This is a genomic window from Mesorhizobium calcicola, assembly GCF_042682105.1.
Lineage (GTDB): Bacteria > Pseudomonadota > Alphaproteobacteria > Rhizobiales > Rhizobiaceae > Mesorhizobium > Mesorhizobium calcicola.
The window spans coordinates 112111-125656 of the sequence record NZ_JBHUGY010000008.1 but is presented as its reverse complement, the minus strand read 5'-3'; the positions used below and the strand labels follow the sequence as shown (position 1 = coordinate 125656).

The window sequence follows — 13546 nt, the reverse complement described above, 5'->3', positions numbered from 1 at the left end:
CACATCCACCCATTCCCGGACGGCAATGGCCGTGTGTCACCACTGTCGCATGCGATGGCGCTGAAAGCAGGCATCGGGGACTTGGCTTATGGTCGATCTCCAGAGGCCTTGCCCGCAGCCTTGAGGATCGAGGCGAATACAAACGGATGATGGACCATGCAGACAGCCCTCGTCGCGGGGACCTCAATGGCCGAGGCGATCTCTCGGAAGCAGCCCTCAAGGAGTTCTGCGAGTGGTTCCTTACCGGGGCACTCGATCAAATACGCTTCTCCACAGCGATTTTCGACCTTGATCGCTTGGAGGATCGGTACCGCTTCCTGGTCAAGGACATCAGCGACGACAAACGCGCGCCCGCTCTCTTAGCGGCGGTCCTCAAGCACGAATCACTCGAGCGCGGTGATGTTCACCTTGTGCTCAAGACATCGGAAAGAACGGCACGGAACACGATGTCCGCCCTGGTTAGACAAGGGCTCCTAAAGTCCCAAACGCCCAAAAAGCCACTGTCCGTATAGCCTTACCACTGGACTATCGCGAGAGGCTCTTCCCGAATCGGTTCACCGATGCCGAACTGACTAGACCCTATGAGCCGCCCCGGGTTTGCCGGAGGCCGTTTCGTTTGAGTCACGCGGCCATGGCTGGTTCTTCCAGCATGGCATGGTAGCGCTCCTCGGCTTCGGCCGGCGGGATGTTGCCGATGGGCTCCAGCAACTGGCGATTGTTGAACCAGTCCACCATTCCAACGCCGCGAACTCGACGGCCTCGGATGAGCGCTATCAGCCCATGACGATAAATGTTAGCACCGTTGCTCTGTTCGCAACGTCCCTGTGTGGTCAGCATCAATCAATCGCGAGATAACGCCTCGACGGGCTTCAAATGCGCCGCCTTTTTCGCAGGGAAAAAGCCAAAGATCGCACCGATCATAACAGCCATGACGCAAGCGACGCTGACTGCGTGCAATGAGATCACCATCGGAATGGTTGTTTCGATGGAGCCGGCGAGCGCGCCAAGGCCGAAGGCGAGGGCGACGCCCGCGCAACTCCCCATGATAGTGATGGCAAGGGACTCGATCAGAAACTGCAACATAATATCGCTCGCCCGGGCTCCTACAGCCATCCGCAAGCCGATTTCGTTGGTGCGTTCGGTGATCGAAACCAGCATAATATTCATCACGCCGATACCTCCGACCAACAGAGCGACAGCTCCGATGGAAACCAAGAGCATCGAGAAAGTTCGCGTCGTCTTCTGGAGCAACCGCCGTAGCTGATCGCTATTGTATGTGAAGAAATCCCGCGTTCCGTGACGCTTCTCCAAGAACGCTATCATGGCTTTCTCGGCAACGTTTGTATCAACGCTCCCATTGATTCGGACGTCTATCTCGCGCAGCCGTTGCGAGCCCGAAATGCGGGAAAACACGCTGAGGTGTGGAATGAACACTTGCGGCTGCCCATCCTGCTCTCCAACGGCACCGACAATCACGAAGGGCACACCCTTGATGACCAGGATCTCACCAATCGGGGTCCTTGAATTGCCGAAGAACGTTCGTCGGGTGTTGCTATCGATGATCGCCTCCGGCAGAGTGGCATTCCCACCGTAGGTGAATCGGTTGCCTTGCGTTATGGGACGGTGCGCGACGTCGAAATAGGCGTTGCTCACGCCCATGATTTCTCCGTCAGCGGTCCTGCTCTCGAACATGAGCTGCCCTGAATCCATGGTCACCGGACTGACACTATTTACGTAGGATTGCTCTGTCAGGGCGGCCGCGTCGTCGCGAGTGAGGCTGTCGGCATGTCGGCGGTTTCGGTCATCCCAGCCGGTGCCAGGGAAGATGCGGATCGAGTTTGCGCCAAGGCTGTTGATCTGGTCGAGAACGATCGTCTGGCCACCCTCACCGAGACCAACGACGGCAATCACCGACATGATGCCGGCGACGATTCCGAGCAGTGTAAGAGCGCTACGCAGCCGATGTGCGGCAACTGATCGCAATGCGATACTGGCAGCCTCGGACGTTCTTCTGAGGAAGCTCGTCAGGAAACCGACATTTTCCGCAACATCAACCAGGTCGCGCAAGGGAGGCGCTCCACTCGCCGCGCTGCGTCGATCAGAGACGATCTGTCCGTCATTGATCTCGACGATCCGATCGGCGTGTCGAGCGACGCACATGTCGTGTGTAACTATGATGATGGTGTGTCCCTCCGCATGAAGGGTCTTCAGGAGGTCCAGAACAAGCTCCCCGTTCTTTGAATCGAGCGCCCCTGTCGGCTCATCTGCAAGAATGATTTCTCCACCGTTCATCAATGCTCGGGCGATCGATACGCGCTGCTGCTGCCCCCCCGACATTTCCATTGGGCGATGATGGAGCCGATCTCCCAGACCGAGTTGGGTCAGCAATCGCCTGGCTCGGGCTTGGCGCGTCGACTTCGACACGCCGCTATAGATAGCCGGCACCTCGACGTTCGATATTGCGCTCAGCGAGTTCAGGAGGTGATACCGCTGAAACACAAAGCCGAAATGCCTGCGCCTGAGTTCTGCGAGCCCGTCCTGACCAAGGGCCGAGACATCCTGCCCGGCCAAACGGTAAGTGCCGGCTGTCGGGGCATCCAAGCACCCCAGGATATTCATGAGCGTCGATTTGCCGGACCCGCTCGCGCCCACAAGCGCCACGAATTCGCCGCGCTGTACATTGAGATTGATTCTTTCGAGTGCCTCGACGGTTTCTCTGCCCAGGCTGAACGACCGGCCAAGATCGCGGAGCTCTATCAGATGGTTCATCATTCAGCTCGTTGTGTTTGGCTCGGATACGCCGAGCAATACGGTCTCTCCTTGACGAAGGCCTTCAAGCACCTGAGCGTGGATCCTGTCCGTATAGCCAATCCGAACAGGTCGCTCTGCTACCTTGCCGCCTGTGTCCTTCACGTTGACTAGGTATGATCCGTCCGCCTGTCGCAGCGAAAGAGCGGCCCACGGCACAAGTAAGACATCATCCGCACGTCCCATAGAAATGTGCACTTGAGCGGTCATCTTGGGTCGCAGCTTTTCTTCAGGATTCTTCACCCTAAGCACGCCGTGGTAATAGATTGCGCTGTCTTCCGCTTTCTCCGCGGAGCGATAGTTCGCCGGCTCGTCGGCGATGGACGGCGGTGCATATTCAACCGCCTCAAGCGTGGTCTGGTAGCGAGTCTGTGGATCTCCGATGATCGTGAACCACGCGTTTTGACCAGGCCTTGTACGCCAGACGTCGACCTCGGAAATCCGGATCTTTACCGTCATCTCGTCAAGGTTCGCGAGCACGGCGACCGTTGGCGAAGTCTGCGCAGAATTGAGCGTCTGTCCCGGCTCGATCGGGATCGCCAAGATCTTGCCGTTCATGGGCGCTGTGATCCGCGTATGTGCAAGAGCGGCTTGCGCGGACTCAACCTCGACCTCGCTTTGCCGAATCTTGGCTTCCTGCGAGACCAGATCGGCCAATAGCGTCTGGTATGTTTTTTCAGCCTCTTCCAACTCCTTGGTAGTGACTGCATTATGCTTGCTGAGGCTACGCTGTCTGCGGTAGTCGAATTCCGCGAACCGTATTTCTATTTGCTTCAAGTCCCTCTGGGCCTTCATGTCCTCTACCTTGGCCCTCGCAGTTCTAAGGGTGTTTTGCTCTGTCACGGCGTCGATCTCCGCCAGAAGGTCTCCAGGCATGACGGTCTGGCCGACGCGAACATGGATTGCCTTAATCTGGCCCGTTACCTGGGTGCCAACCCGGACCATCGAAGTCGGCTCGAGAGTGCCCAGGGCTAATACGACTTCTTCAACTGAACCTCGCGTAACAATCCCCGTCATTTCGTCGCCTCGCGAGCTTTCCGCGGAGTTCATCGAAAAAAAAGACAGATACGCTGCACATAAAATTATAGCCGCGACCGCCACTAGGACATATATCGATTTTTTTCCCATATGAGATCCATGACACTCGCTATTTACATGCGTACAGAGCAGATAAATTCCTAGAGGTTTCTATTAAGCGACTGGTTTATCGGAAAGTTTGTTCAGATATTAATATGAACAAAACTATAGCCGATATACATAACTATAAACATGAATTGTAGCTGATGTAGATGGCATGTATGGCCGTGTGATGAGAATCCAGGAAGATTATTAATTGGTCAAAATCAAACAAGTTAGCAGAAGATCTAGTTAGGACATTGCGGAACGGTGATGCGCTTATGGAGTGCTCCGCCGATAGCTTGCGCTGCTCAAAAGGACGCATCGGCCGGCACCTTTCGAAAACGGATCTCTTCGAAGCACCTCAAAGGTTTCAATGCTTGTCACCATCACTAGCCCTTCATGACTGTCCTGCAATGCGCGTGCCAACCTTCTATGTCTGCAACGCCACAATCTGGGATCTTCGGTAAGCGGTGTTCTCAGGCCACGGCCTTGAGTTCGTGCGCGGTGATGTAGGCCCAGGGCAGCAACTCGTCGATTTGGCCGTTGGGGTGTCCGTTGACGATCCTGGTGAGGACGTCGGCGAGATAGACGAGCGGCTCGACGCCGTTGAGCTTGCAGGTTTCGATCAGTGAGGCGACGACAGCCCAGTGCTCGGCGCCGCCATCGGAGCCGGCGAAGAGGGCATTCTTGCGATTGAGCGCGATCGGACGGATGGAACGCTCGACCGTGTTGCTGTCTATCTCGATGCGGCCGTCATTCAGGAAGCGCGCGAGGCCTTCCCAGCGTGAGAGCGCGTAGCGGATTGCCTCGGCGAGCTTGGTCTTCTGGCTGATCAGGCCGAGCTTCTCGCGCAGCCAAGGTTCAAGATCGGCGATGATCGCAACGGTCTTTTCCTGGCGCACGACACGACGTTCATCGGCTGGTCGGCCGCGGATGCCGTCCTCGATCTTGTAGAGTTCGGCGATCCGTTTGAGCGCCTCGCTGGCGATCGGCGCGGGGCCGGCAGCGGCCAGTTCATAGAAGCGGCGGCGCACGTGATGGCATGGACGCCCCCTTCCGCTTCCGCCCTGTGGCGAGGAGTATAGGGCGTGGTCAAACAAAGGATATTGCCATGCCAGATGAAGTTCACGTGGTCGGTCTCGACATAGCCAAATCAGTCTTTCAGGTTCACGGGGCTGACGAGCATGGGAGAGCAATTGTCCGACGGAAGCTCAGGCGCGATGACGTGGAGCAGTTCTTTCGCGTCCTTCCGAGCTGCTTGGTTGGGCTGGAAGCTTGCCCGGGTGCACATTTCTGGGGTCGGCTGCTGCGCAGTATGGGGCACGAGGTCCGCTTGATCCCGGCGCAATACGTTCGGCCCTACGTAAAGACCAATAAGAATGATGCCGCCGATGCGGAGGCGATCTGCGAAGCAGTCACGCGACCGACGATGCGTTTCGTTCCCATCAAGGAAGAGATGCAGCAGGAGATCCTGGTCATCCACCGAGTTCGAGAGATGTTGGTTCGTCAGCGGACCCAGTTGATCAACGCGATCCGCGGTCACCTGGCGGAATTCGGCGTGATCGGTCCGAACCGGGCACACAACATCGGCCTTCTGACCGTTCTGATCGAAGATGAATCGGAAGCGCGTATTCCGCCTGTGGCGCGGCATGCGCTACGTTATCTCGTCGAACAGCTAAGAGAGGTGAAGACCAAACTCGCCCGGATCGACAGCGACCTGGTTGCCGTCGCGAGAGGTTCCAGCGCCTGCCGACGATTGATGACGATACCCGGGGTCGGCGTTGTCACCGCGAGTGCCCTGGTCTCGTCGATGCGGGATCCGGCCGACTTCAAATCCGGCCGTCATTTTTCCGCGTGGCTCGGGCTGGTGCCCAAGCAGCCATTCCACGGGCGGCAAGGAGCATCTCGGCTCGATCAGCAAACGAGGGAACGGCTATCTGCGCAAGCTGCTGATTCACGGTAGCCGTTCGATCATGCGCTGGCGAGGACGCACCTGGATTTGGCTCGCTAAATTGAGGGACCGGCGGCCTGCCAATGTTGCGGTCGTGGCGATCGCAAACAAGACGGCACGAGTTGTGTGGGCATTGCTGCGATACGGTGGAACCTACGGCGCACTGGCGCGTGAAGCGGCATGATCTTCGCCGCCATTCTAATCGGCCCGGCTTCGGGCTGATGCGGTTGCGAGGGTAAGTAAGCAGGTGATGGCAAGACCGGGCGTACCGGGACCGGGTGAACCCGTTGGGCGCATCGAGCCTCGAGCTCGCGCAACGTGATTGGGGGCCGGTTCGCGGATATTCCATCAAGGCCCGTGGCGCAGGGTGCTCCACATCGTAGAGGCCGAATAGATGACTGCAGCCGCAGGCATTGCCGAAGCCGCGCATAAAGTCCTTGCAAAGTCGGGGGCGTCCATAGATGTGCCCAGCAGAATGCGAGCGTTACCCCGCTCTTGTCGGCGAGCACGCGATAGCCGCCATAGCCATCAACCTGCAGGATGCCGGTGAAGCCTGCGAGATGGGCGATCGGCCGCTCCGCCTTGCGGTCGGGCGCGTAGACATAGGCGACGCCGGGCGGATCGGCTCCGTCCCATGCCCTACACAGCGGCGTTGGGGCCATCAGGCAGGCAAAACGACATCATTCTGGTCTACCGAAACTGAACAAGTGATTGCCCACGACGGATGAGATCGACAAGCGTTATTTTGTGACGAGCCCTGGAACCTCCCCGAGTATGTTCTTTGGTTCGACCGCGTCGCTGGTGTTCTTCCGTCCCGATCGCCCCATTTCACAGCCGCCGGGCGCAGGAGCAGTCGAGGGTGGCCGCGTTTTACGCGGCCACCGCAAGGCTTGGCCTTGATCGGCCCGAGCACGGCGGCATGCTCGATCGGATCGGGGGTGCAAAGCCCCGAGGGCTGGCGCAACTGGAAATACCCGCCGCAGTCAGCTATTGTCGTCCAGCGCGGGCGACCTCGTGGCGAAGCGTGGTGCACCGGCTGAAAGCGCCGCCGGGCCGCCTTATTCGAGCCTTGCCGGACTGAGGCGCCCGCGCCCTTTCCTTTGGCGGGCGCGGGCGCCAAGCCTCGACGAAGTGTTCGTAACCCTCCTGGGCCCGCTCGGCGACACGCATCTCTTGATTCCAAAGTTCCTTGACATTGTAAGCATAGGTCGGACCGCGGCGGTTGCCTTTCTTATGCGGCTTGACGGCCTGCAGCTCCATGTTGCGCATCTTGTGGGCGACCAGACTGGATCGCGCCCAGAGGTAGTCCTCTTGCTGCGTCAGCATATGCCGGCAAAGAACCGCCAATTTTCGTGCCACGTCGACGGCAGCAATCTGAGGGCCACGCTTGGCCCGGATTCGCGCTCACGGCTCAACCGGGCGAGTCGCGGAGGCGGCCAGCTACTAACACGAGCTCGCAGCTCATCGTGTGCATCGGCCTGCCCCCACCTTCGTGCTCCCGGTGCCTCCGTCCCGGATGGTCGCACCATACGCCGCGCATCAGAAAAGCGTAGCCGGACATCGGCACCAAGAATCTCATACCGGTTACAAACGAGATGGAAGTCTATTCCTCACCAAGGAATCCTGCCTGAGCTCCAAGCCTTTCGATCCTGCCCCCCGCATACCCAGCGCTGAACGGCCTCAGCTGCCCACTTACGTTGGTCTTGGCGGTTTGGCGCGGATGGCTTTAACCAAGGTTGCGGCCTACCTTGCTGGGTCTTTCGACTTGTAACCTAAGCTGCCGAGCAGGCGATAGCCGCCTCAAGCAAGAGCAAGGCGACGGCGCTCTGTTTCTTTTCGCCGGCAACACCTGCCAGAAGGTGTTGCGCGGGGCGTCATCGAGCAGGCAAGGACGAACTCCCAGCTTCAACGGCTCGACCGCAACGTGGTTTGCCCACGTTCTCGCTCTCTCTCTCATGCCGACGACGAGGCTGGACTGCTCCCCTTTGGATTAACAGCAAGCAAGATCCGAAAGTGCGGATGGCCTGACCTGCGGTAGGCCGCAGCCTTTTCAGTATCGCTAACAATTAAAACAGTTCGGAGTTTCGTTTCTGCATCCGGGAGAACTCATTCGTCAGCTAGTCGTCAACTAAACGGTCTATCTAGACCTGCGCGGTTAACCGGCCTGAACTCAATTTCGAAGGATAGGAGTGCGAATCGTCATGTATGGTCGAATTGGTGGCTCGTCCGACGTCCGCTACACGCGTAATGCCAGCGGGCAAGCAGATGCAGAAAATCAAGAGCTCGGGGACATGTTTGCCCGGATGCACTTAGCCGGATCCGATTCCAGCGGCGACTCATCGTCGGCGGCTACGCAACCGTACTCCCTCCATCCCAGACCTCCGGTGGTGGAGATCGACAGGTCTTCTTTCACGAGGGAGGTGAGGCAATTTCATGGCGATGAGATCATGCACATCGCCGACAATCCACAAGAGTATTCGGAATTCGTATCCTCCCGAGCCAGACGCGCTGCGGACGTTGCTAGGCAATACGGCATTCGCCGAGACACGGAGCACGCGCGATATTTCAGCTACCAATTGGGAAACCAGAGTGCCGGACTGCTGAGAACGGAAGGCGGATTCAGAATGACTGATTTCGAATCCGACAGTTGGCGGCAACAATTTCCTGGCCGAACCGAGGTCACCTCCATAGTGGATCTACAGGTCGCTCATCCGCTGGCCGAGAATGCAGGCGATATTCTGCTGGAGCATCAACTTCGGATGGACGGCGAACGACCGTTGCTGAATTGGCGTGCGGCTAATCCAGAAGCACAAGCCCGCGCAGCGACGATGGGGTTTGTTGAAGTAGATGATTGCGACATGGTCCTTGACCCTACCCAGCATCCCGAAAAGTGGACGATGAACAGTGCCGGTGAATGGCAGCGTGCAGACAAACCGCCGCTCTATCTCTGCAAAACTGAGGACAGCGAAAGCAGTGATACCGAGAGCGCATCAGGTTCACCCAGATGCTCGTACGAGGATGACTTTATGTGACCGGACTCTTGTTGGATTTAGTCGCGATGGCGGGCGCCGCATCTGACTATATATGCTGTCCCATGTCATGCGCATAAGCGAAGCCGCTCGTCGGCAATGGCAGTGCGCGCAGCGAGCGGTATCCATTTGGCGTGGGTTCGCTAGCGGAGCCATTACCGCCTGCGCACCACAGGTTTTCTTTATGAACTTCGTAGATCCGAACGGTTTGTGATGACGGCATCAGCGAACGACTTGGCGCCGTCTTCTCCGACGCCATAGTCCCAGATCGAGTCAATCGAAACGCGCCAAGCTGAAACGACGTCGAGCCGCTCGGCTACCTGGCCGACGTGTTCGCCAGGATCATCACCGGCTACCCCAACAGCCCGATCGGCGACCCTCTGTCTAGGCGCATATATCGCCATGCAAGCAGTCCAGCAGCTGAAAACGACGTCTGCCGCGGCCCACGCCGGCTTCCGATTACATAGGGTAATCGCGGGGTTGGGAACACTGGCGCGGTTGCGATGCGTTGGAAGGATGGTTGCCCCCTATAGGATGAAATACGGGCTCACGACCACATAGCCGAGCCCAGCATCAAACGGGAGACAACCATGAAGCAGTTTATCGGCCTCGACGTGTCATTGAAAGATACATTCGTCTCGTGCGCGAAGGAGGCAAGCGGATCTGGCGCGGAAAATGCCCGTCCGATCCGAAACTGATAGCACAGGTCATCCGCAAGCGTGCTCCGAACGCCGAACGTGTCGTGTTCGAATCGGGACCCCTGGCGGTTTGGTTCTATCATGCGCTGACGCTGGAAGGCTTGCCGGCGATCTGCATTGATGCCCGCCATGCCAAGGCGGCGCTGGATATGGCGCCGAACAAGACCGATGCAAATGACGCGGACGGGCTCGCGCATCTTGCCGAGGTCGGCTTTTACCGCGAGGTGCGAGTGAAGAGCTTTGACAGCATGCTGGTTCGCACGCTCGTCGCAGCGCGCAATCAGCTGCTCAAGATGACAACCCAGCTGTCCAACCAGATCCGCGGTCTGATGAAGACGTTCGGCCTGGTCGTCCCAAGGGTGCGGGACGCGTGTTCGAGGACCATGTGCGCAGCCTGCTAGCGAACAATGCTGGGCTACAAGCAGATTATCATGCCGTTGCTCGATGCCTGGAGTGCGCGCCCGCGCTGCCGAATTGAGCAAGCAGCTTGTCGCTTCGGCCCGCTCGAGTGAGCAATGCCAGCTGCTTGCGTCGATCCCGGGCGTCGGCGCGGTGACGGCTTCCTCCTTCGTTGCGGCCATCGAGGATCCGGAAAACTTCAGAAAGTCGCGCTCGGTCGGCGCCTGGATCGGCCTAACCACCAGACGTTACCAATCGGGCGAAGTCGATTACGACGGTCATATATCCCGGCGGGGCGACAACCATCTACGCGGACTGTTGTATGAAGCGGCGACCGTGATCCTCACGCGCACCAAGGCCGATAGCGCGCTGCGTATATGGGCTTCAAGGAGAAAATCGGGTTCAAGCGAGCCGCCGTCGCGGTCGCGCGCAAGCTTGCCGTGATCATGCATGCCATGCTCCGAACGGGCGAACTCTTCGAGCGCTGCATCGCTGCTGAAGCCTGACATGCGCAACAAGACGCCAGAGGCAGCGCTCTTCTGAACTGACTTTTCTATCGTTTGCGCCTACGCTGTGGACGCGCCGATCCGTCCCTGTCGGGACGCGGACAGGATCATTCCGCGATGTGGGCTGCACTTGCCACTATTCTGGTAGCAAAGTGCGTCAATTACATTGGAAGATCCGTCCCACGAAGACCTATCCTGCGGCGGGCTGTCTCGACCGCGTAAACGACCCTGTACCCGGCAAACGGCATCACCCGCACCGCAGAAGTTGAAGGCGCTTTAAAACCAGCCAAGCTTACGACGGAACAACCAAACAACCGTAGGTCGGAGAAAGATCGAATTTAGCCTTGACGGAGCTGCGATTTAAACGACCCACATCGGCGGGCCGATTGCCCCGTATGGCTGGAGAACCTGCGCCAGTCCATCGCGCTCGTTGGCACGCCCGAGCGCTGCGTGCATGTGGCTGACCAGGAGAGCGACCTCTACGAGCTCTATTGCACCGCGCAGGCCCTTGATACCAGCTTCCTCGTGCGGGTGCGGACGAACAGGCTGGCCGAGCGGCCTGCCGGTTCTGCCCCACACGATCCAGCTCATCGCGTCTCTGCCCAACTTGCGGCGGCGCCTTGGTCGGGACGTCATCGCATTACGGTCGATCACGACGAGACGACCTGGCTGCAAGTGAAGTTCGCCGCCATCAATACCTTGGCGCCGGGGGGCAAGCACAAGTGCCACAGTCCGCAAGTTCTGACTTACATCCACGCCCTCGAAGAGAATCCGCCGCCCCGGTCACGAGCCGCCGCCGGCAATAGCAGCGCTTGACGTAGCCGAAGCCCGTGGCGTAAATCCCCAGTAGCGGGCAGCGGCGGGCAGCCACACGTTGAACCGCACCTCCCGTGTCGCCGCACCGTGATGTTCGACCAGCGCCTTCGGGTTGTCGAACTTTTGTGTCCCGCGCGGTTATGTGCCCTGCCGCCAGCTTTTGAACAGTATTGTAGACCTGCACGACACATAGCGTGAAGGAGGCCCAGAGCCGATCAAGATCGGAAACTTGGTCGTCGGTCCGACATTCGAACGCGTGCGATTGTGGCGCAGCAGAAGACCTGACGACCGTTCAATTCGAATTGATGGCTGATGTGGGAGCTGGAAGGCCGAGCCAATGCGCAAGCAGCAGTGCCGACGGTGGCAACAGATAAAAATCGGAGCAAAATTTTGCACGCCATCACATACTCGTGCATTGAGCTGTTCGGCGCCAGCGTCAGTAAATACAAAAAAATCGATCCTGCATTGTTCTTGCACCGGTAAGAGCCGAGAGGATGTCACGTTAGCTGACGCTCCGCTGACGCCTTCGAGTGCGGACGCAATGGCCGTTCGCACATCTTGTGAATAATCCTTCCCATGCACCTGAAACCGCCTGACCCTTTTTCCTTTCAGCGCTGCTTCTAACGGCAGGCCTGCGCTGTCAGTCTTTGAACTGCGGGCCTCGTCAGCTTCTCGTCAGCGGATGCGGGTAGGATCGTTCCTCGCTAGATGGATCTCTCAAACCACGGAGGTGAATTATGGATCCGAAGAACTTCAATCCCTTCTCACCAGATTGGCAAAACTCGTACTACGCGATGCTGGCCCAGCAGCAGGCAGGACAGGGGGGTCAGCCGGAGGAGGCCGCGCAGCGCGACTTTGAGGAGCACCTGGAAGAGGCGGGCCAGCAGGACGCTCCCGATCATGGGAGGCGGTACGGCATCGCCCCTGATGACGCGGCCCTCATCCGGAATGCGAGTAATGCGGCTTGCCAGAAGATTGCGCATCGCTCCGCAGTCGTGAACAGTTCGGGTCTCCGCAAGTTATCTGAAGCACTACAGCAGCGTTACAATTTGTCTCTCAATGGACTTAGTGACGAGTCGCTGAAGGATTATGCTAAGCAACTGTTTCCGGGTGAAGCCCGGGTCATTACGGGGTTGGGCATGCTTAGGGCGTACCGCGAGGGTACCTATGGAGAGGGTACCTCTGGGGCGGGTACCTCTGGAGCGGGTACCTCGCGTCAGGGACAGGGAAGGCGGTATACTGTCGTTCCTGAAGATGCGGCGTTAATCCATAATGCGGGTAGTGCGGCTCGCGGGAGGCTTGAGGCGCGGTCTATAACTAACAGTAGCACGAGTCTCCGCAGATTGTCTGGAAGGCTCCAGCAGCATTACAATTTGTCTCTTAATGGACTTAGTGACGAATCGCTGAAGGCTTATGCTAGGGAGCTGTGTGCGGACGACCCCAGGGTCCAGAGTGGGGTGGCCATGCTGAGGAAGTATCGGGAAACCCTTGGAGAGGGTACCTCGCATGCTGCGGAGGGCAGCTCTCGCCAGCCAGTGCAACAGCCATCACCAGAGCATGAGTCATCCCCGTCGCGAGTGTCAAGTTACAATCAAGACCAGCTTTGGGGCGATTATGATGCGGTCCAGGCGGCGCCGGGTGGCGCTTCTCCGCAGTCATCCCCGTCGCGAGTGTCAAGTTACAATCAAGACCAGCTTTGGGGCGATTATGATGCGGCCCAGGCGGCGCCGGGCGGCGCTTCTCCGCCGCCCATTTGGCAGGGAATGAATGCGCCTTCGCCAGCGCCCACCGTTAACCAGCCAGGCCCATCGGATCAAGGCGCCGGGGCATGGATTTTTGGGGCAGCACACGTGCCCAACGCGCTTCCGGCGCCGGATCTAGCAATCTACGTCCCCGGCTGGCAACACGGCGATCAGCGCGCGCCTGAGGACCTCATGCGCGGAATGCACTACATGGGCGTGCTGCCGAGCCCGTCGCAGCCGCAGACAAATTTCACCATCGGTGGCGTGCCCTACACAGCGGCGTTGGGGCCATCAGGCAGGCAAAACGACATCATTGTGTTCTACCGCCGAAACTGAACAAGCGATAGCCGCACGACAAACAGGATGAAAGTAAAAGCTGCGTCGGCCTCGATTGGGGGCCGACGCGTCGCCTATTCGCAATCACAAGTTGTAGAGCGAAAGGCTGCAAAACCCGCGTTTTGCCTACCAAGCGCGTCTC

At 58.6% G+C, this 13546-nt stretch carries 9 protein-coding genes and 6 pseudogenes; 6 read left to right on the top strand and 9 right to left on the bottom strand.

Translation table 11 applies throughout. From position 1 onward, the window contains the following. The first annotated feature begins 146 nt into the window (after positions 1-146). Entirely contained in the window at positions 147-512 is a 366-nt protein-coding gene (locus ACFSQT_RS04105; protein WP_379017109.1) for a Fic family protein, read from the top strand. 109 nt (positions 513-621) lie between these two features. Here ACFSQT_RS04105 and ACFSQT_RS04100 read toward each other — a convergent pair. The 4 genes and pseudogenes from ACFSQT_RS04100 to tnpC all read right to left on the bottom strand — a co-directional run. Beyond that, positions 622-770, bottom strand: a pseudogene (locus tag ACFSQT_RS04100) (IS3 family transposase); the annotation flags it as partial. 70 nt (positions 771-840) lie between these two features. Continuing rightward, a complete protein-coding gene (locus tag ACFSQT_RS04095; protein WP_379017108.1) occupies positions 841-2769 on the bottom strand; it encodes an ATP-binding cassette domain-containing protein in 1929 nt (642 codons plus the stop codon). 3 nt (positions 2770-2772) lie between these two features. Next, positions 2773-3825 carry an efflux RND transporter periplasmic adaptor subunit gene (locus tag ACFSQT_RS04090; RefSeq protein WP_379017106.1) on the bottom strand — a complete coding sequence of 351 codons (1053 nt, stop codon included), beginning with the start codon at positions 3823-3825 and terminating at the stop codon, positions 2773-2775. Positions 3826-4403: 578 nt separating this feature from the next. Beyond that, a pseudogene (gene tnpC / locus ACFSQT_RS04085) lies at positions 4404-4964 on the bottom strand (IS66 family transposase); the annotation flags it as partial. A 74-nt stretch (positions 4965-5038) separates the two neighbouring features. Here tnpC and ACFSQT_RS04080 point away from each other — a divergent pair. Then, positions 5039-6062: pseudogene (locus tag ACFSQT_RS04080) on the top strand (IS110 family RNA-guided transposase). A gap of 274 nt (positions 6063-6336) precedes the next feature. Here ACFSQT_RS04080 and ACFSQT_RS04075 read toward each other — a convergent pair. Further along, positions 6337-6519 (bottom strand): annotated as a pseudogene (locus ACFSQT_RS04075) (IS66 family transposase); the annotation flags it as partial. Positions 6520-6865: 346 nt separating this feature from the next. Further along, positions 6866-7204, bottom strand: coding sequence for a hypothetical protein (locus ACFSQT_RS04070; RefSeq protein WP_378976377.1), 339 nt, complete (start codon positions 7202-7204; stop codon positions 6866-6868). Positions 7205-8079: 875 nt separating this feature from the next. Here ACFSQT_RS04070 and ACFSQT_RS04065 point away from each other — a divergent pair. Continuing rightward, positions 8080-8910, top strand: a complete 831-nt coding sequence (locus ACFSQT_RS04065; RefSeq protein WP_095082018.1) for an Effector protein NopP — start codon at positions 8080-8082, stop codon at positions 8908-8910. Between the two features lie 587 nt (positions 8911-9497). After that, a pseudogene (locus ACFSQT_RS04060) lies at positions 9498-10510 on the top strand (IS110 family RNA-guided transposase). 360 nt (positions 10511-10870) lie between these two features. Here ACFSQT_RS04060 and ACFSQT_RS04055 read toward each other — a convergent pair. Together ACFSQT_RS04055 and ACFSQT_RS04050 are read right to left on the bottom strand one after the other, a co-directional pair. Further along, a complete protein-coding gene (locus ACFSQT_RS04055) occupies positions 10871-11101 on the bottom strand; it encodes a hypothetical protein (RefSeq protein ID WP_378976379.1) in 231 nt (76 codons plus the stop codon). A gap of 204 nt (positions 11102-11305) precedes the next feature. Further along, positions 11306-11443, bottom strand: a pseudogene (locus ACFSQT_RS04050) (IS21 family transposase); the annotation flags it as partial. Between the two features lie 195 nt (positions 11444-11638). Here ACFSQT_RS04050 and ACFSQT_RS04045 point away from each other — a divergent pair. After that, positions 11639-11809, top strand: a complete 171-nt coding sequence (locus ACFSQT_RS04045; protein WP_378976381.1) for a hypothetical protein — start codon at positions 11639-11641, stop codon at positions 11807-11809. Positions 11810-12090: 281 nt separating this feature from the next. Here the strand turns inward: ACFSQT_RS04045 and ACFSQT_RS04040 are convergent, their stop codons facing one another. After that, entirely contained in the window at positions 12091-12309 is a 219-nt protein-coding gene (locus ACFSQT_RS04040; RefSeq protein WP_378976383.1) for a hypothetical protein, read from the bottom strand. Between the two features lie 951 nt (positions 12310-13260). Between ACFSQT_RS04040 and ACFSQT_RS04035 the strand changes: the two genes are divergently transcribed. Further along, the gene (locus ACFSQT_RS04035) at positions 13261-13404 is read left to right on the top strand and encodes a hypothetical protein (protein WP_167481036.1); all 144 of its coding nucleotides are present in this window, start codon (positions 13261-13263) and stop codon (positions 13402-13404) included. Positions 13405-13546: the final 142 nt, after the last annotated feature.